The organism is Capnocytophaga sp. FDAARGOS_737, from assembly GCF_009730375.1.
In the GTDB taxonomy this organism is placed as follows: Bacteria; Bacteroidota; Bacteroidia; order Flavobacteriales; family Flavobacteriaceae; genus Capnocytophaga; species Capnocytophaga leadbetteri.
Window position 1 is genome coordinate 797,207 of sequence record NZ_CP046316.1, and the last position, 22,146, is coordinate 819,352.

Here is a 22,146-nt window from a genome sequence, read left to right on the forward strand (position 1 = left end):
AAATATTTTGTAATTTTGCACCTTGAAAATGATACAATAAAACAAAGGGATAAGTTATGGTATATACAATAATTTTTTATTGATGATATCATAATAAAAAGCAATCTTAATGAAGGACAGCAAAGGTATAAAACTCGTACCTTTGCCGCCCTTTGTTATGAATAAACGCGAATAAAAGAGAAATAAAATAGACTATGAAAAATGTATTTTTTAGGATAATGCTTATTGCATTATTATTTTCTCTGGGCAAGGTATCTGCTCAGTCTATGCTATCGCAACCGTTAGCTGAAGACCCAGTACACTTTGCTAACAGAAATTTTGAAGCAGGAACACTGACGGTAACTGTTACATTGCCTTCGGCAACTTCAACAGTTACAATTACTTTTCCTACAGGAATTGAGTATGTAGCGAGCTCACTACATAAAGTTAGTGGTACACCTACAATATCACACGTAGGTTCATCTTCTGCAGGTACTCCTAAGTTTGCTATTTCAGGAGCAGGTACTCTTACTTTTACTATCAAAAGAAAAGTAACTAAAGCAGCTTTGGCAGGTTTGCAAACTGCAGGTACTATTTTTAAAGATAATGTAGAAGTAACTTCTGGCGGAGGGGTAGACGCTAAAGATTCTAATCAATACACTTTGCCTATCCCTAACATAGTAGTACAGTTAGCTGAGCCTACCCATAATAATGCTTCGGGTAGTAGTGTTAAAACCTTTGGACTTAGAAATACCGGTAATGGTACAGTAAAAGAAATTTATTTTTCTATAAAATATCCTAATGGTGTTACCGGTAATGAACTGACTTATAACGGTACAGCAGTGTCTTCAGTAGGTACCGTTCCTTCTGGAGTAGGCAAAAATACAGGGGCTACCCTATATAGAATAGTGTCGCCTACAGGCTTTAAGTTGAATGACGAGATAACTATCACTGAGAAATACAGTGTAGTAGGCTGTGACTCGAATCGGCAAATAGTATACGAAGCCTATTGGGGTGAGAGTGCCTCAGTATTATACCAAGCACGCGATAGAGCACGCGCTATCAACGTAACTACAGGTACGCCCAATATAGTATTAGACATTGATTATAATAATAGTTATTTTCAGTGGGGAGATGGTCTTTGTGGTACTACTTTAGGAACTTTTACCGCTCAGTATATCAATAAAGGAAGTGGTAATGCTACAGCCTATGATTTGCAGATGAATATAACACCTTATCTTAGTGATAAAGGGTTTAAAAATCATATACCGGCTAATTTCCGTATCGTAGCTACAGACGGGACAGAAATACCTATCAATTCGATGACACCTACCACTACCCAAACTACCCCTAGGGAAATACCATTTAAAGATTTGGCAGCTTTATCGGCTACAGCTTTGGCAGGTAAAGATATAGGGCTTACTGACGTGGATGGTGATGGCTTTAAAGATGATTTGCCTATCAATGGCAAACTTATCATACGTTTTGATATGGTAAAAAATCAGCCTATTGTTTGTTTGCAAAATGATAAGGGAACCTTTAGTGTGTCGCCTCATTCTAATTTTACTTATAAAGATGCTTGTGGTACTGAGATACAATCAGCAGCACAAGCTCTTACTAATAGTACTTTGAGACGACTGCTAACAGGTATATCGGATAACTCTAAGTTTCCTGCTTCGTTATCGCAAAACAACTCTGTATTTGGGTATCTGTCATTTGGGCATCATACTATTATATCGCAGCATATTGTAAAAGGTTTCGGAAGAAAAGATACTGCTGCAGATAGAAGATTTAGATATGAAATTGTATTACCTACAGGCGTAGAACTTAAAAATATAAAATTTTATAAGGGAGATGGTTTTGGGCAAGGCTCTACAACACCTACTGCTCTCATCCCTGATGTAGCTAAAGGAGGTACGCTTTCTTATACTACTACTGATGGTACTAAGGGCTACATCACTTTTGATATGCTACTCACTACTCCTTGTGCTTCAGGTGATTTGCCTCTAAAGTATAGTATCTATTATTTAGATAAAAATGGAGATACCAATACCTATTGCGAGTTTCCTCTTATCTGCAATCAAACTTCGATTAGCGCCATATGTGCAGGAGCTTGTGGTACTAATGGGCCAAAAATGCTAAGCACTAAGGCAGAACGTGCTGATAATTCGTACGGTTGGACAGACTATACGATGAATACACGCCAGACTCGTGCTAATGTATCGGCTATAGACCGCAGTCGTGCCCTTCACTTAGATGATATAGAAATTATATCGGAAGGAGAGCAAGGAGGCGTAATTACTAAGAACTTGTATTATCACGCACAGGTAAACACAAAAGCAAACCTTATACCTAAGAGTATTGCTATAGCAGTAGGCAGCAATGCTACAGTTACGCTGCAAGCCTCACCGGCTATAGTTACCTCAGGTACCTATAGTGATACTAAGTATTTCCGTTGGAATCTTTCTTCAGCTCTGCCTTCAGCTGGTATAGCTGTAGGAGATAAGTTTAGAGTAGTAGCTACTTATCAGGTTAATAACCCTAATACCACTAATAGTCGCAATAATGTACAAGATATACAAGTAGGTAGTAAGACTTTCTTTTATATGCTTGATAATCCGTCAGACAATGCCATTGCTACTGAGGGCTATCACACTAATGCGAGATATTGTGGCGCTAAACTTACACCACCTTTTTATATAGCCGAAACTTACAAGATAATCGGTACAAACCCGTATAATATAAAAGGTTGTGAGGTAACGAATATCGGTGCTAATCAGGTGTATTTAGCACGCCGTTTTGGTACTGCAGGTACCTACTATACGAATGAGTTTCGCCCTACACGCCGTATTAAAACGCTCAAAATAATTATACCGAGCTCTTATAATATGGTGAAACCTGTAGAATACTCATATATCAGAAAATCAAATGAGTGGGTAGAAAATGATGTGCTTATACCTGTTGCCAATTTCACGATGAGTAATGACGGCACTTATAAAACTTATACCTATATCAACCCTGCTAAGGGGGCAGCAGGCTACCTTAATCCGGGGAATATATCGGTAGAAAATGCTTATGGCGAGACGATACGCACGTGGCTACAAGCTACTTGCGATTCTAAAATATTTCAGAGTACTACACAAGCCTCAGCCGATAACCAAATGGCTAAGGTAGAAATTGATTTTGAAGATTTTTACTATCACTATGCCGATAAAACCAATAGACTCGTACAGAAAGAGCCTTATCAAGAATGGATAAGATATTCTGAAAAACCAGCAATCAACCTCATTACTGAGACACCACAGAACGTTACAGCTAATCAGCGTACCCAAACCGTTGATTTTAGAATTACTAATACTAGTGTATCTGATGCCCCTTACGGATGGATATCAGTACCTGATGTAACAGGTATTAGCATTACTAAACTTACTGAGATAGATGCTTTAGGCAATGTGGTGAACACTTTTACCCCTCAGTCAATCACAGGGGAAAAGATGTATTTCTTAAGCGATGCAGGAAATAACGGTATTATTGCTAAAAATGCTGATAAAAGATATCGTTTAGAGTACCAAATAACCAATTGTAATGACCCTAATCTTACCTTTGATGTATATGCAGGTTGGAACTGTAATGAGAACCCTACTCAAGGATATAGAAGAACTTGTCACGACCAGAAGATAACCTACAATGTCAAGATAGCTAAGAGTTTGAAACAGATTAGACCAAGCGCTTCAAACCCAGGGGAAAGCAGTCCGGATAAGGTGGGTAGTATACCTATGTGTCAGAAAACTAAGTACGAATATACCGTAAATAGTGGCGATGAGGGCGACCTTTTCGACGCTAAATTGGTAGTAGTGCAAGAGACTGGAATTACTATTTCGGATGTGACAGTAGAATATCCGCTAAATAGTGGTAACTACTATACACAGACTTCAACCCCTGCTATAGGTTTTTCTCAAGCAGGTAATAAACTTATTTACGATTTGTCGGCTATTTTGCCTAATAAGAGTTTGCCTGGGGCTATCACAGAACCAGCCGTTTTGGATAAGCGTAACCTGAAGCTAACCTTCAATGTACAACCAAGTTGCGATTTTGTAGCAGGCTCTTCATTCGATATAGATATAGAGGGTAATAACCTATGTGGTAATCCAGCTGAAGGCGATAAAACTAAGGTTATTATAGCGGGTATAGCAGGTATTGATACTAATAAATATAAAGTAAATAATCAGTTAGTAAGTACAGGTGGTAATGCTAATGCTTGTGCAACCTCTTATGCTGAATTTAAAGGCAAACACCAGATTATCGACTTATCGCCAGCACATAATTTCCAAACAGGTACTAACGGATTAGTAGTAATACGTATTCCTGAAGGCTTTGAATATGTAGCAGGTAGCTTTACTCCTGGCAATAAAAGTAAAAGTTCTTTTGCTGATGCTGCTTTAGCTACACCACCTACTAAGATGATAGGTACTAATACTGAATTGAGTATCAAAATTCCTTCGGGAATGGAGCACGATGATTATTTTGAATATACTATAAAAGTAAAACAAAAAGCAAATACACCTATTGCTAATTGTGCGGAAGAGAGGAAACTTCAGTACTACACTACAGACACGGTAGAAGGTGTTGTTTGTCAGTCAGGTATCACTTGTCCGCCAGTGGTAGTAGAAACTACTATCAAGCGAGGTGAGGTAGCTATACCTTTAGAAAGAGCTGATTTGGTTATTAAGAATGTACAACTCAGCTCTGTAGCTGAAGGCAATAAAGAAAAAGTAACTATACAATATGTAGTGCAAAATGCTACTACAGCTACTGTTTCGTATACGGGCGACCTGAAAGTGAGCTTGTATGATGATACTAATAATAATGGTATCGTAGAGGAAGCTATAGATAATAAGTTGCAAGATTTTACTCTTGCTAACTTAGTATTGGCAGCGGGGGCTACAGCTACCCGAACCGAGACAATATCGTTAGACCAAAACCAACTTTGTCGTTTGTATCTATCTATCAGAAATACATTCAACCCTTGCTTGTGTAATGATAAAGTAGTAGCTGCACCTGCTCCTACAACTATCACAGGATTAGTAGCTACTGTTACTGCTTGCGAGATAGGTAAAACTAATATAGTGTACAACACACAAGCTCCTACCTATGAAGGATATACTTGGGAAGCTGTTACTGCAGGTGATTTAGCACACTTGTCAGATGTTAATAGCAAAGAACCCGTATTTTCGTATGCAGGTGCTAATATTACAGCTACTAAAACAATTACCTACTTGTTAAAGGTAAAAAGAACTAATGCTTGCGAGGCAACACAAACAGTTACTGTATTAGTAACTCCAGCGCCTAATGCGCCTACGGTTACAACCCCTCAGTACTTCTGTGCACCAGCTACAGCGTTAGATCTTAAATTGAAGATTAATGCTATGGCAACTAATGCTGTAAAAGTATATAGTGCAGGGGTAGCATTGACAGATACTGATACGCTACAAGACGGTATTTATCAAGTAAGCTTAGTACAGTCTTCAGGTTGTGAGAGCGAGAAAGCTAATGTAACAGTGAGTGTAACTGTGTGCAATATAGTAGCTAAAGACGATCTTTATAAAGTATTTGCACCTATTACAACGGCTACTACAACAGGTAATATATTAAGCAATGACAAAGTAGGAGGGGTAACCGCTACTACTGCTACTGTAAGTATTAGCAATATTACTTCGGCAGGAACAGGTACTGTACCAGTAGTGAAAAATAATGGTGATGTAGAAGTACCTGCCAATACACCTATAGGTGAATATAAAATTAGCTATCGTATTTGTGCTAAAGCTAACCCTGCAGATTGTAGTACTGCTACTGTTACTGTGGTAGTAGCTCCTAGATTAGAAGCTAAACCTGATGATTTGGGTACTATAACGGGACTCTCAGGAGGCACTACTACTGCTACTGTGTTTGAAAATGACTTAAGAGGCACTGCACCTATCAATCCTTCAGAGGTAAATCTAACGTGGGGTACAGCGCCTGCTCATATGGCTACTAATACTAATGGTACAATAACAGTACTCCCTAATACACCAGCGGGTACTTATACTATTAGTTATAAAATATGCGAAAAAGACAATCCTACTAACTGTAGTACAGCTATTGCTACAGTGAAGGTTGTGACTCTTAAAGCTGTAAATGACGGTGTGAAGACCTTGCCTAAAACAGGAGGCAGCGTAGACATACTCGCAAATGATATTTATGGAGCTCCTACAGGAGTTACTTCAGTAACTACTGCCAATACAACGCTTACTATCACCTATAATAGTGGTATAACAGGATTGGCTATAAATCCTAATGGTACACTACAGGTGCCAGCTTCTGCTCCAGCAGGCTCTTATAACGTAGAGTATCGTATCTGTACGATAGCAGCCCCAGTGATTTGCGATACAGCTACTCTTACTATTGTAAAACAAGCTGAAATAATAGCTAATGACGATAGTTTTGCTGGCGTAGTAACTACCACTGAATATACTATAGGCAATGTGCTTAATAATCCTCCATCAGGTTCAGATACTCTTGATGGTAATCAGGCTACTATAGGCAATGTAGCTCTAAGTGTAGTTACTCCAGCAGCCCCATCAGGCACTGTACCTTATATTAATATTACTACAGGAGGGGTAGTAGTACCTGCGGGAACACCTGCTAACACTTATACTATTACTTATAAGATTTGTGAGAAAGATTTGTCAGGTGTACCTACTGCTACTACCAACTGCGATGTAGCAACAGTAACTGTGAATATATACTCGCCAACTACTGTAGAGGCAAATCCAGATACATTTACATATTCAGGTACAGGAACTCAAACAGTAGGTAATGTACTTACCAACGATACAGTTAGCGGTACTACATCGGCTACAACAAGCAATGTAACGATTAGCCAAGTAAGTACTCCAACAGGAACCATTGTACCACGTATTGATACAACCAATGGTAATGTAATTGTGCCGAACAATACGCCAGCAGGCATCTATACGCTAACATATCAAATCTGTACTGTAGCAACGCCAACAGCTTGTGCAACAACAACCGTAGAGGTAACAGTACCAGCTGTAACGCCAACCCCTACCGTTCAAGCAACTCCTGATGAGTTTACATATTCAGGTACAGGAACTCAAACCGTAGGTAATGTATTGACAAATGATACTGTTAGCGGTACTACATCGGCTACAACAGGCAATGTAATGATTAGCCAAGTAAGTACTCCAACAGGCGCTATTGTACCACGTATTGATATAACTAATGGTAATGTAATTGTACCAAACAATACCCCTTCAGGTATTTATACTATAACATATCAAATCTGTACAGTAGCAACACCGACAGCTTGTGCAACAACAACCGTAGAGGTAACAGTACCAGCGGTAACTCCAACACCTACTGTTCAAGCAACTCCTGATGAGTTTACATATTCAGGTACAGGAACTCAAACAGTAGGTAATGTACTTACTAACGATACAGTTAGCGGTACCACCTCGGCTACAACATCTAATGTAACAATTAGCCAAGTAAGTACGCCTACAGGCGCTATTGTACCACGTATTGATACTGCTAATGGTAATGTAATAGTACCGAATAATACCCCTTCAGGTATTTATACTATAACATATCAAATTTGTACCGTAGCAACGCCAACAGCTTGTGCAACAACAACTGTAGAGGTAACGGTACCAGCGGTAACCCCAACCCCTACCGTTCAAGCAACTCCTGATGAGTTTACATATTCAGGTACAGGAACTCAAACCGTAGGTAATGTATTGACAAACGATACAGTTAGTGGTACTACATCGGCTACTACAAGCAATGTAACAATCAGCCAAGTAAGTACCCCAACAGGAGCTATTGTACCACGTATTGATACAACCAATGGTAATGTAATTGTACCGAACAATACCCCATCAGGTATTTATACGCTAACATATCAAATCTGTACAGTAGCAACACCTACAGCTTGTGCAACAGCGACAGTAGAGGTAACAGTACCAGCGGTAACTCCAACACCTACCGTTCAAGCAACTCCTGATGAGTTTACATATTCAGGTACAGGAACTCAAACAATAGGTAATGTATTGACGAACGATACAGTTAGCGGTACTACATCGGCTACAACATCTAATGTAACGATTAGCCAAGTAAGTACGCCTACAGGAGCTATTGTACCACGTATTGATACAACTAATGGTAATGTAATTGTACCGAACAATACGCCATCAGGTATTTATACGTTAACATATCAAATCTGTACAGTAGCAACACCTACAGCTTGTGCAACAACAACCGTAGAGGTAACAGTACCAGCTGTAACGCCAACCCCTACCGTTCAAGCAACTCCTGATGAGTTTACATATTCAGGTACAGGAACTCAAACCGTAGGTAATGTATTGACAAATGATACTGTTAGCGGTACTACATCGGCTACAACAGGCAATGTAATGATTAGCCAAGTAAGTACTCCAACAGGAGCTATTGTACCACGTATTGATACGGCTAATGGTAATGTAATAGTACCAAACAATATGCCATCAGGTATTTATACGTTAACATATCAAATTTGTACTATAGCAACGCCAACAGCTTGTGCAACAGCAACTGTAGAGGTAACAGTACCAGCGGTAACGGCAACACCAACTGTAGAGGCAACTCCAGATACGTTTACTTATACCGGTACAGGAACTCAAACCGTAGGTAATGTATTGACGAACGATACAGTTAGCGGTACTACATCGGCTACAACAAGCAATGTAACGATTAGCCAAGTAAGTACACCTACAGGAACTATTGTACCAGGTATTGATCCAGCTACAGGTAATGTAATAGTACCAAACAATACCCCATCAGGTATTTATACGTTAACATATCAAATCTGTACCGTAGCAACACCGACGGCTTGTGCAACAGCAACCGTAGAGGTAACTGTACCAGCAGCTACGCCAACACCAACAGTAGAGGCAAACCCTGATACGTTTACTTATACCGGTACAGGAACTCAAACAATAGGTAATGTATTGACAAACGATACAGTTAGCGGTACTACATCGGCTACAACAAGCAATGTAACGATTAGCCAAGTAAGTACGCCTACAGGAACTATTGTACCACGTATTGATACAACCAATGGTAATGTAATTGTACCAAACAATACCCCATCAGGTATTTATACTATAACATATCAAATTTGTACCGTAGCAACGCCAACAGCTTGTGCAACAACAACTGTAGAGGTAACGGTACCAGCGGTAACCCCAACCCCTACCGTTCAAGCAACTCCTGATGAGTTTACATATTCAGGTACAGGAACTCAAACCGTAGGTAATGTATTGACAAACGATACAGTTAGTGGTACTACATCGGCTACTACAAGCAATGTAACAATCAGCCAAGTAAGTACCCCAACAGGAGCTATTGTACCACGTATTGATACAACCAATGGTAATGTAATTGTACCGAACAATACCCCATCAGGTATTTATACGCTAACATATCAAATCTGTACAGTAGCAACACCTACAGCTTGTGCAACAGCGACAGTAGAGGTAACCGTACCAGCAGCAACGCCAACACCAACTGTAGAGGCAAATCCAGATACGTTTACTTATACTGGTACAGGAACTCAAACAATAGGTAATGTATTGACAAACGATACAGTTAGCAGTACCACCTCGGCTACAACATCTAATGTAACGATTAGCCAAGTAAGTACGCCAACAGGCTCTATTGTACCACGTATTGATACAACCAATGGTAATGTAATAGTACCAAACAATACCCCATCAGGTATTTATACTATAACATATCAAATCTGTACCGTAGCAACGCCAACAGCTTGTGCAACAGCAACCGTAGAAGTAACCGTACCAGCAGTAACGCCAACCCCTACCGTTCAAGCAATTCCTGATGAGTTTACATATTCAGGTACAGGAACTCAAACAGTAGGTAATGTATTGACAAACGATACAGTTAGCGGTACTACATCGGCTACAACAAGTAATGTAACAATTAGCCAAGTAAGTACCCCAACAGGAGCTATTGTACCACGTATTGATACGGCTAATGGTAATGTAATAGTACCAAACAATACCCCATCAGGTATTTATACGTTAACATATCAAATTTGTACTATAGCAACGCCAACAGCTTGTGCAACAGCAACTGTAGAGGTAACAGTAAGTGCTACAACTACCAGCACTACTCCAGTATTGCCAATAGCAGCTGATGATCGTACTACCACTCCTATAGATATACCAGTAGTGGTTAGTGTACTGGCTAACGATACGCCAAACGGAGCTACAGCACCTAATGTAGTAACTAATCCTACTAATGGTACGACAGTAGTAAATCCTGACGGCACTATCGAATACCGTCCACATACAGGTTTTGTAGGTATTGATACCTTTGTGTATGAGCTTTGCAATACCGATGGCTGTGCTTCAGCTACCGTTACTATCGAGGTAGTGAATAAGCTAGTACCTTATAATGGTATGTCAGTAGATGGTGATGGTAAGAACGAACACTTCCATATCGCAGGTATAAATCGTTACCCAGATAATGTGGTACGTATTTATAACCGTTGGGGAGTAAAAGTGTTTGAAACAGAAGGTTATGACAACGTAACTCGCGTATTTAGAGGCTTCTCTAATGGTAGGGTAGTAGTAGAAACTTCTGATAAGTTACCACAAGGCACTTACTATTACGTTATCGAATATGTCGATGAGAATAGACAAAATCGAAGTGAAGTAGGTTGGTTATATATCAAACGATAGTACAAATACCTAATAAATAAAAAGAGGCTGTTTAGCATTGTGCTGAACAGCCTCTTTTTGAATAATTTTGTTACCCCTTTCTAAATAAAATATATTTTGTGTGTTTTTTTATTTACTTTTGTGTATTCCAAAATAATGTTATACCTTTGCCCCTTGGAATCACTAATTATATCTCAATGTTATCACGAATGTATAAACAATTACAGACGCTATTAGTATTATTTACACTTTTATTTTCTTTTGGAAAACTCAGCGCTCGAACTTGTGATGAGAACATAAGCAAGGCGTTGGGGCAAACTCGTGTAATAACCTTTTCAAAAGTGACACAAGCCGTTTCTGGTGATGAAACGCTCAACTTTCAAGCAACTAACAATTCGCTTAACTGTATTCCAACAGGTCAGTTGCGTTTCCAAATACAAAATGCTCAAGCAGGTAATACTTATGTAGTAGAACTTATTGAGATGCCAGCAACCTATACAGGTACGCGTACCTTTACCATTACAGAAAGTGACAAAGAAAGTGCTGTAAGTTTTGTGAAATTTACAGACTATAATATGCCAGCAGGTACCTACAAGGCTAAGTTACACACTTCTAATATAGCTAACGCACAGCCAGTATCTGCTACAATAGGAAAATTACAAAGCGATTTTCCAGCTCCTATTAGAACCAATAACGATTTTGGTAAAGACCAAGCATATAGAGATATTCAAAATGGAGGACAATCAAGTTGTGATTATTTAGATATTCGTTATAGTGGTAATACCAACTCACCATTCTATAAGTATTTCAACACTCCAGAATTGACAGCCCTCTATGAGTATACTGCTTATTCTAAGAAAGACTTGGCAGAGTTTTATGGAGGTGATAAAAATAGTGTGAATATTGTATGGCGTCCGTTATTTTCACTTCCTTCAGGTAAAACCTCTTCTCAGAGGATGATATATTACGATTTGAAAGCTCATAATCGTACTTATAAAGACCTAAAAGATGATCCAGATAAACGTCCTAACTTCTACTTCCGTATTAAAGGGCAAAATTGTAATAACAACGATACTCCAATGCTTGGAGGAGATATACGCTTTATGAATACAGGTATTGTATTTGGAGGTACTTGTCAGACTCCTGAGATGTCTGTTACTGCAGAGAATCAAATCGTATGTTATCCTGTAACTTATGTTATTAAACATAATGGAGTGCAAGTATCTCAAGGACAGATAACTGAAGCTGGTGAAAGGAAGAAAATAACCACTCTAGACAATGGGCAATCATTTAAAGCAGATGAAAAGTATGAGGTAACCTTTACATCTGTAGATGGACAAACAGTAAGCCAAGAAGAATCTTTTAACAAATTCTATAATCTAGTACGTCCAGGAGGAGAATACAAACAAGAAGTAAGATGTTTTGGAGATACTCGTACACCTAAAGGAAGAATAGAGGTACTTTTCAGAGTAAATCAATCAGGCTCTATATTGTCTATGAATGGCTTTAAGGTTACCTTAGAGCAAGCTCCTGCTAGTTATGTAGATGAGCCTGGAAAACTCAAACTCAATGAAACGGTTACTATCACTTATAGAAAATCTAATAGCGTTATTACTAACATTATGGCTACTCAGAACCAAGATGACCTTACACAAAACTTCTCATTACCCGAAGGTACTTATAAAATTAGAGTAGAAGACCCTTGCGGAAATGTAACCTATGTGTATAGTGGTACAAATTCTTCTAAACAAGATTTTGAATTGGCACATACTCCTTATCAGGAAAAACCATTAACTCCTGAAACAAAAACTGAGTGTACTAAAGTAAGAGTTTATCCTTTCAAAGGAAATCCAGCCATGGATTAGTTGAGAGCTGAAAATAACAACAGGAGTATATATGTATATCTTTATAAACGTCCAGCAGGTATTAATTCAAACGACGTAACTGTAAGTAGTAATTTTAGCCAACAGGTATTAGGTTCTACTTATATAAAGGCAGTGTACAACCCTAATGATCCTACTTCTGAAGATCAGTACTTCTCTTTGCCAAGAAACCAAAACTCAGAAGGTAGCTATACCTTTATATATGGAGGAAAAATAGATGATACTAATAGTAATGAACAAGATATAGTAACTTATATTAGAAGTAAAGGTGCTAATGGTTGTGTACGCACTTTTACTATCAGCGTAGACGATGTATTGCTCAACTTTGATAGAAATGGTTATATAGGTTATAAGTGTGAAGATAATACTGGTAAGATAGTTATAAAAGCTATTAATGGTATTAGTGGTTTAGGTTCTTACCAATACGAATTATACGATCGTAGAGACGGTACCCATATTGATACCCAAACAGCTGCTAAAGGTAGTACAGTTACCTTTACTAACTTGGGTACTTTCTCTGCTGGGCAAAATACTCGCTGGGTGAAAATTACAGACTCAGCTTGTGCTTCAGAACCTGTATGGAAAGAATTGCCTATTACCCCTCTTGATAATCCTGAGCTGGTATTAGCATCGCCACTACAGTCTGGTTACTGCAAAGGAAGTACAGTTACTATTACCTTGCGTTCGTTAGGTGCCCCATCTTATCAGTGGAAATATCCAGATGGAACTACTACAGTAACTACTTTGCCTCAATTGGTGATACCATCTATTGATGCACAACACGCAGGTATTTATCAAGTGGTAGCCCAAGGACTTGTTTGTGCTGCTAACACAGTAACATTCAGTTATACAGTTAATATTTTAGAAGCACCAGCTACAGGCAAAACTTATACTTTATGTGCAGCCGCTACAGTAGCTGATCTCAAAGCAAAAATAGCGACAGATACAGCTACCGTAAAAGTTTATAAAAACAGTACTTTAGTAACAGATAATACTGAAGCTCTCTCTACTACTGATACTTATAAGGTGAGCCGCTTTAATGCTGTTTGCGAAACTGATAAAGTAGTCGTAATGATTGTGTTTAGCAATACAGTAACGCTTACAGTTCCAACTGCTTTAACAGTAACTTGTACCGCTACTAATATCGATACAGTAGTAAGCAATTGGCTTAACCAAGCTACTGTTACCGATACTTGTGGTACGGCTACACTTACCCATAACTTTACAGCGGTTAAACCTACTAATTGGTGTGGGGCTGGAGTAGTAACTGTTACCTTTGTAGCAAGAGACCCTCAAGGCAATACTGTTACTAAGACTAGCGTGATTAAGGTAGGTAGTACCCCACTTGTAGCAACGCCAGATACGGACTTTACGTTCCCATCGGGTTCAGTAACAGATACAAGTACAAGAACGGTAATAGACAATGACCGCATAGGAAATCGTACGCCAACCACGAGTGATGTTATTATCACCACAGGCACGACCACTACGGATGTAGTAGGCCAAACTAATACGCCTACTATAGATACGACAACAGGTAAAGTAACGGTACCTTCGGGCACTAAGTCAGGTACTTATACCCTTACTTATACGATTTGCGAGCGTCTGAACCTAGACAACTGCAAGACAACTACAGTAACGGTTAAGGTCGGTAGTACCCCACTTGTAGCAATACCAGATACGGACTTTACGTTCCCATCGGGTTCAGTAACAGATACAAGTACAAGAACTGTAATAGACAATGACCGCATAGGAAATCGTACGCCAACCACGAGTGATGTTATTATCACCACAGGCACGACCACTACGGATGTAGTAGGACAAACTAATACGCCTACTATAGATACGACAACAGGTAAAGTAACGGTACCTTCGGGCACTAAGTCAGGGACTTATACCCTTACTTATACGATTTGCGAGCGTCTGAACCCAGACAACTGCAAGACAACAACTGTAACGGTTAAGGTAGGTAGTACCCCACTTGTAGCAACGCCAGATACGGACTTTACGTTCCCATCGGGTTCAGTAACAGATACAAGTACAAGAACTGTAATAGACAATGACCGCATAGGAAATCGTACGCCAACCACGAGTGATGTTATTATCACCACAGGCACGATCACTACGGATGTAGTAGGAGAAACTAATACGCCTACTATAGATACGACAACAGGTAAAGTAACGGTACCTTCGGGCACTAAGTCAGGTACTTATACCCTTACTTATACGATTTGCGAGTGTCTGAACCTAGACAACTGCAAGACAACTACAGTAACGGTTAAGGTAGGTAGTACCCCACTTGTAGCAACGCCAGATACGGACTTTACGTTCCCATCGGGTTCAGTAACAGATACAAGTACAAGAACGGTAATAGACAATGACCGCATAGGAAATCGTACGCCAACCACGAGTGATGTTATTATCACCACAGGCACGACCACTACGGATGTAGTAGGCCAAACTAATACGCCTACTATAGATACGACAACAGGTAAAGTAACGGTACCTTCGGGCACTAAGTCAGGTACTTATACCCTTACTTATACGATTTGCGAGCGTCTGAACCTAGACAACTGCAAGACAACTACAGTAACGGTTAAGGTAGGTAGTACCCCACTTGTAGCAACGCCAGATACGGACTTTACGTTCCCATCAGGCTCATCAACAAGTACAAGTACAAGAACTGTAATAGACAATGACCGCATAGGAAATCGTACGCCAACTACGAGTGATGTTATTATCACCACAGGCACGACCACTACGGATGTAGTAGGCCAAACTAATACGCCTACTATAGATACGACAACAGGTAAAGTAACGGTACCTTCGGGCACTAAGTCAGGCACTTATACCCTTACTTATACGATTTGCGAGCGTCTGAACCCAGACAACTGCAAGACAACAACTGTAACGGTTAAGGTAGGTAGTACCCCACTTGTAGCAACGCCAGATACGGACTTTACGTTCCCATCGGGTTCAGTAACAGATACAAGTACAAGAACGGTAATAGACAATGACCGCATAGGAAATCGTACGCCAACCACGAGTGATGTTATTATCACCACAGGCACGACCACTACGGATGTAGTAGGCCAAACTAATACGCCTACTATAGATACGACAACAGGTAAAGTAATGGTACCTTCGGGCACTAAGTCAGGTACTTATACCCTTACTTATACGATTTGCGAGCGTCTGAACCCAGACAACTGCAAGACAACAACTGTAACGGTTAAGGTAGGTAGTACCCCACTTGTAGCAACGCCAGATACGGACTTTACGTTCCCATCGGGTTCAGTAACAGATACAAGTACAAGAACTGTAATAGACAATGACCGCATAGGAAATCGTACGCCAACCACGAGTGATGTTATTATCACCACAGGCACGACCACTACGGATGTAGTAGGACAAACTAATACGCCTACTATAGATACGACAACAGGTAAAGTAACGGTACCTTCGGGCACTAAGTCAGGGACTTATACCCTTACTTATACGATTTGCGAGCGTCTGAACCCAGACAACTGCAAGACAACAACTGTAACGGTTAAGGTAGGTAGTACCCCACTTGTAGCAACGCCAGATACGGACTTTACGTTCCCATCGGGTTCAGTAACAGATACAAGTACAAGAACGGTAATAGACAATGACCGCATAGGAAATCGTACGCCAACCACGAGTGATGTTATTATCACCACAGGCACGACCACTACGGATGTAGTAGGCCAAACTAATACGCCTACTATAGATACGACAACAGGTAAAGTAACGGTACCTTCGGGCACTAAGTCAGGTACTTATACCCTTACTTATACGATTTGCGAGCGTCTTAACCCAGACAACTGCAAGACAACTACAGTAACGGTTAAGGTAGGTAGCACAACCACGCCAACAACTATTGAAGCTAATGACGATGTAGCCACAGTAAGTAGCACAACCGGAGGAACTACCTCAAGTGTACTTACTAACGATAAGTTAAACGGCGTACCAAACCCAAGTGTTAGCTCAGTAACGCTTACTTGGACTACGGCTACTCCAACAGGCTTCACCTTGAATCCTAACGGCACGATAACGATAGCACCTAATACCCCAGCGGGTACTTATACTATCAGCTATAAGATTTGTGCAGTAACAAGTACAACGGTATGCGATACTGCTAACATAGTAGTAACGGTAACTGGTACAACAACAAGTACAACCACGCCAACAACTATTGAAGCTAATGACGATGTAGCCACAGTAAGTAGCACTACCGGAGGAACCACCTCAAGTGTACTTACTAACGATAAGCTAAACGGCATACCAAACCCAAGTGTTAGCTCAGTAACGCTTACTTGGACTATGGCTACTCCAACAGGCTTCACCTTGAATCCTAACGGCACGATAACGGTAGCACCAAATACCCCAGCGGGTACTTATACTATCAGCTATAAGATTTGTGCAGTAGCAAGTCCAACGGTATGCGATAACGCTAACATAGTAGTAACGGTAACAGGTACAACAACAAGTACAACCACGCCAACAACTATTGAAGCTAATGACGATGGAGTAACAACTATCACTAGCACAACCGGAGGAACTACACCAAGTGTACTTACTAACGATAAGCTAAACGGTGTACCAAACCCAAGCATCAGCTCAGTAACGCTTACTTGGACTACGGCTACCCCAACAGGCTTCACATTGAATCCTAATGGCACGATAACAGTAGCACCAAATACCCCAGCGGGTACTTATACAATCAGCTATAAGATTTGTGCAGTAGCAAGTTCAACGGTATGCGATACCGCAGATATAGTAGTAACGGTAACAGGTACAACAACAAGTACAACCACGCCAACAACTATCGAAGCGAATGACGATGTAGCAACAGTAAGCAGCACAACCGGAGGAACCACCTCAAGTGTACTTACTAACGATAAGTTGAACGGAGTACCTAACCCAAGTGTTAGCTCATTAACGCTTACTTGGACTACGGCTACTCCAACAGGCTTCACCTTGAATCCTAACGGAACAATCTCTGTAGCGCCTAATACCCCAGCGGGTACTTATACTATCAGCTATAAGATTTGTGCAGTAGCAAGTCCAACGGTATGCGATACCGCTAACATAGTAGTAACGGTAACTGGTACAACTACCAGTACAACCACGCCAACAACTATCGAAGCTAATGACGATGGAGTAACAACTATCACTAGCACAACCGGAGGAACTACCTCAAGTGTACTTACAAACGATAAGCTAAACGGTGTACCAAACCCAAGTGTTAGCTCAGTAACGCTTACTTGGACTACGGCTACTCCAACAGGCTTCACCTTGAATCCTAACGGCACGATAACGGTAGCACCTAATACCCCAGCGGGTACTTATACCATCAGCTATAAGATTTGTGCAGTAGCAAGTTCAACGGTATGCGATAACGCTAACATAGTAGTAACGGTAACAGGTACAACCACTAGCACTACACCAGTATTGCCAATAGCAGCTGATGATCGTACAACTACTCCTATAGATACACCAGTAGTGGTGAATGTACTGGCTAACGATACGCCAAACGGAGCTACAGCACCTAATGTAGTGACAAATCCTACTAATGGTACAACAGTAGTAAACCCTGATGGCACTATCGAATATCGTCCTCATACAGGTTTTGAGGGTATTGATACCTTTGTGTATGAGCTTTGCAATACCGATGGCTGTGCTTCAGCTACCGTGACTATTGAGGTAATAAGCAAGTTAATACCTTATAATGGTATGTCGGTAGACGATGATGGTAAGAACGAACACTTCCATATCGGCGGCATAAATCGTTACCCAGATAATGTGGTACGTATTTATAACCGTTGGGGAGTAAAAGTGTTTGAAGCAGAAGGTTATAACAACGTAACTCGCGTATTTAGAGGCTTCTCTAATGGTAGGGTAGTAGTAGAAACTTCTGATAAGTTACCACAAGGTACTTACTATTATGTCATCGAATACGTCGATGAGAATAGACAAAAACGAAGCGAAGTAGGTTGGTTATATCTTAAACGATAGGAAAACCTAATAAATGCAAAAAGAGGCTGTCATCATTACGATGACAGCCTCTTTTTTTGTATTTCAATAAAAAAGAGCAAATCATAAGCCGGATTCTGTTCTTATCAGTAATGATAAGTGCTTATCATTTATCTCGACTAATAATTGCTCATTAGCTCTAACCGCCTACCCTCCAACAATTGGGCGAGCAACCCTCAAACGCTGGTTTACGCGGCGTTGCACCTCATAGAGTTTACCTGATTTCACTATGGCATTACCCATACATTCTTTCTGTTGCACTTGTCCTCGCCTCGCGGCGGACGGGCGTTACCCGCTATGATGCTCTGTGGTGTCCAGACTTTCCTCTACCTTAGTAGCGATAAGCTGATTTGCTCTTTTTATAATTCTTAACTTAACCCTATATACTTTTGATTAGGTTTTTCATAAATGTCAATTTCTAATCTGCTAATCGACAAATCTGCAAATCGGCAAATCGACAAATTAGTAATCTCCCAACGTTTCAGCATTCTGAGCCAGAGCTTTCGCTAATTGTTCGTCATTAGGAGCCTTGCCGTGCCAAGCGTGAGTACCCATCATAAAATCTACACCATTACCCATTTCGGTATGTAGCAAAATACAAACAGGTTTCCCTTTGCCAGTCAGCGCTTTAGCTTCCGCCAAACCTTTCAAGATAGCACTAATATCGTTGCCCTTTTCAATATCGATTACCTGCCAACCAAAGGCTTCCCATTTAGCGCGAAGGTCACCCAAAGGCAGTACCTTATCAGTAGGACCATCAATCTGTTTTTGGTTGTAATCAACCGTAGCGATGAGGTTATCCACCCCTTTGCCACCAGCGTACATTGCCGCCTCCCATATCTGTCCTTCCTGTAGCTCGCCATCGCCGTGTAGGGTATAAACCAAATGCTTATCGCCGTTTAGTTTCTTAGCCAAAGCCGCTCCTATAGCTACCGAAAGCCCTTGTCCTAAAGAGCCCGAAGCCACACGTACGCCCTCCAAACCTTCGTGCGGAGTAGGGTGTCCTTGCAAACGCGAATTAAGCAAGCGAAAAGTGTTGAGTTCTTTTATAGGGAAGAACCCTCTACGAGCCAGCACACTGTAGAATACAGGCGAAATATGTCCGTTAGAAAGGAAGAAAAGGTCTTCATCTTTGCCATCCATACTAAAAGGCAGTTTAAAGTCCATCACCTCGTTGTACAAGCATACTAAGAACTCAGCGCAGCCCAAAGAGCCACCAGGGTGTCCCGAATTTACCTTGTGTACCATTCGCAATATATCCCTACGCACTTGGGTAGTAAGGTCAGTAAGTTGTTGGGTATTCATCGTTTTTTATCGTTTTATAATTTGATGCCACAAAGATACAACTTTCTTTGGTAAATGCAAAACTTAGAAAAAAATTCTCCAGCCATCTTCCCTATACAATCGATATAGGAAGGATATAGGAAGAGCGAACAATTAGCGAAGGATTAGCAATAAATGAGCGAAGAATAATTGTCTAATAAACGACTTATTAGGCAAAAAATCTCATTAGCAAGTTGGCAAATTGGCAAATTAGTTCGTATCTTTGCCCCCCGAACATATAAAAATCATTATGGAAGAAATAAGATATGACGAAGACAGTATCCAAACGCTCGACCCCTTAGAGCACGTGCGTTTGCGCCCCGGTATGTATATCGGAAAGCTCGGCGATGGCTCTTCTGCCGATGATGGTATCTACGTACTTCTCAAAGAGGTACTCGATAACAGTATAGACGAGTTTATTATGGGTGCCGGAAAGACTATCGATGTAAAAATCAGTGATAATAAGGTAGAAGTACGCGACTATGGGCGCGGTATTCCTTTGGGCAAGGTAGTCGATGTAGTCTCTAAAATGAATACTGGGGGCAAGTACGATTCGCGTGCTTTCAAAAAGTCTATCGGACTTAATGGGGTGGGTACTAAGGCAGTAAATGCTCTTTCGTCTTATTTTAAAGTCGAATCAGTACGCGACAACCAAACTAAGTCAGCTTCTTTTGAAAGGGGAATTATTAAAGAAGAGTCTCCGATAGAAGAAACTCAGAAAAGACGAGGGACGAGTGTTGCTTTTATTCCTGATGATACCATTTTCAAAAACTTCAAATTTCGCAACGAATACGTAGTGCGTATGCTCAAAAACTACGTATACCTCAACCCTGGGCTTACGATTAATTATAACGGCGAAAAATACTATTCCGAAAACGGACTCAAAGACCTCCTCACCGAAAACAATAACGAAGAGGATTTCCTTTATCCAATCATTCACCTCAAAGGCGAGGATATCGAGGTGGCTATTTCGCATAGCAAAACCCAGTACAGCGAGGAGTATTATTCTTTTGTAAACGGACAAAACACTACACAAGGGGGTACGCACCTCAATGCTTTCAAAGAGGCATATGTAAAGACCATCCGCGATTTTTATAAAAAGAACTTCGACCCTTCCGATGTGCGCAAGTCTATCATCGCAGGGCTTTCTATCAAAGTGATGGAGCCTGTATTCGAAAGCCAAACCAAAACAAAGCTTGGTTCTACCGAAATGGGCGAGGGGATGCCCTCAGTGCGCACCTATATCAACGATTTTGTAACCCGTCATTTAGATGATTATCTACATAAGAACAACGAAGTAGCTGATGCTATTTTGCGCAAAATTATGGAAGCGCAACGCGAACGTGAAGACCTTGCTGGTATCAGAAAATTAGCTAAAGAAAGAGCTAAAAAAGCAAACTTACACAATAAAAAACTAAACGATTGCCGCATACATCTTACAGATACAAAAGACAAACGCAATTTACAGAGTACGCTGTTTATTACAGAGGGAAATTCGGCTTCGGGCTCTATCACTAAGTCCCGCGATGTCAATACCCAAGCGGTCTTTTCGTTGCGAGGTAAGCCTCTGAATACCTACGGAATGACAAAGAAGATAGTCTATGAAAACGAGGAGTTTAACCTCTTGCAAGCTGCTTTAAATATTGAAGACTCTATGGATGATCTCCGTTATAATAACATTGTCATTGCCACCGATGCCGATGTCGACGGAATGCACATCCGCTTGCTACTTACCACTTTCTTTTTGCAGTTTTTCCCCGAGATTATCAAAGAAGGACATTTGTATATACTGCAAACGCCTCTTTTCCGTGTCCGCAATAAGAATGAGAAAATATATTGTTATAGTGAAGAAGAAAAGCAAGCTGCTATAGCGAAGCTCAAAGGGAAACCAGAAATAACTCGCTTTAAGGGGTTGGGCGAAATTTCTCCAGATGAGTTTAAAGATTTTATAGGCGAAGACATTCGTTTAGATCCTGTAATGCTCGACAAAACCATTCATATCGAACAGCTTTTAGATTTTTATATGGGCAAAAACACCCCCGACCGACAAGATTTTATCATTAACAACTTGAAAGTAGAGATTGATAATTTTGAATAAAAAAGAGCCTTGCAAAACCATTTGCAAG

5 protein-coding genes and 1 other RNA gene are annotated in these 22,146 nt (G+C 40.4%); 4 read left to right on the forward strand and 2 right to left on the reverse strand.

Going from position 1 to position 22,146, the window contains the following annotated elements; genetic code table 11:
• The first annotated feature begins 194 nt into the window (after positions 1 to 194).
• From FOC45_RS03425 to FOC45_RS03435, 3 genes are all read left to right on the forward strand, one after another.
• A complete protein-coding gene (locus FOC45_RS03425) occupies positions 195 to 10,778 on the forward strand; it encodes a gliding motility-associated C-terminal domain-containing protein (RefSeq protein WP_155846592.1) in 10,584 nt (3,527 codons plus the stop codon).
• A gap of 188 nt (positions 10,779 to 10,966) precedes the next feature.
• Entirely contained in the window at positions 10,967 to 12,622 is a 1,656-nt protein-coding gene (locus FOC45_RS03430; protein ID WP_009392316.1) for a hypothetical protein, read from the forward strand.
• A complete protein-coding gene (locus tag FOC45_RS03435; protein ID WP_231121903.1) occupies positions 12,623 to 18,679 on the forward strand; it encodes a gliding motility-associated C-terminal domain-containing protein in 6,057 nt (2,018 codons plus the stop codon). It abuts the gene before it with no gap.
• A 69-nt stretch (positions 18,680 to 18,748) separates the two neighbouring features.
• On the opposite strand, the gene rnpB is transcribed toward FOC45_RS03435, so the two are convergent.
• Together rnpB and FOC45_RS03445 are read right to left on the reverse strand one after the other, a co-directional pair.
• Positions 18,749 to 19,054, reverse strand: an RNA gene (rnpB, locus tag FOC45_RS03440) — RNase P RNA component class A.
• A gap of 105 nt (positions 19,055 to 19,159) precedes the next feature.
• On the reverse strand, positions 19,160 to 20,002 hold the full coding sequence (locus FOC45_RS03445) for a transketolase (RefSeq protein WP_009391058.1): 843 nt from the start codon (positions 20,000 to 20,002) through the stop codon (positions 19,160 to 19,162).
• 268 nt (positions 20,003 to 20,270) lie between these two features.
• Between FOC45_RS03445 and FOC45_RS03450 the strand changes: the two genes are divergently transcribed.
• Complete coding sequence (locus tag FOC45_RS03450) at positions 20,271 to 22,118, forward strand: DNA topoisomerase IV subunit B (protein ID WP_009391060.1); 1,848 nt, start codon at positions 20,271 to 20,273, stop codon at positions 22,116 to 22,118.
• The last annotated feature ends 28 nt before the right edge of the window (positions 22,119 to 22,146 follow it).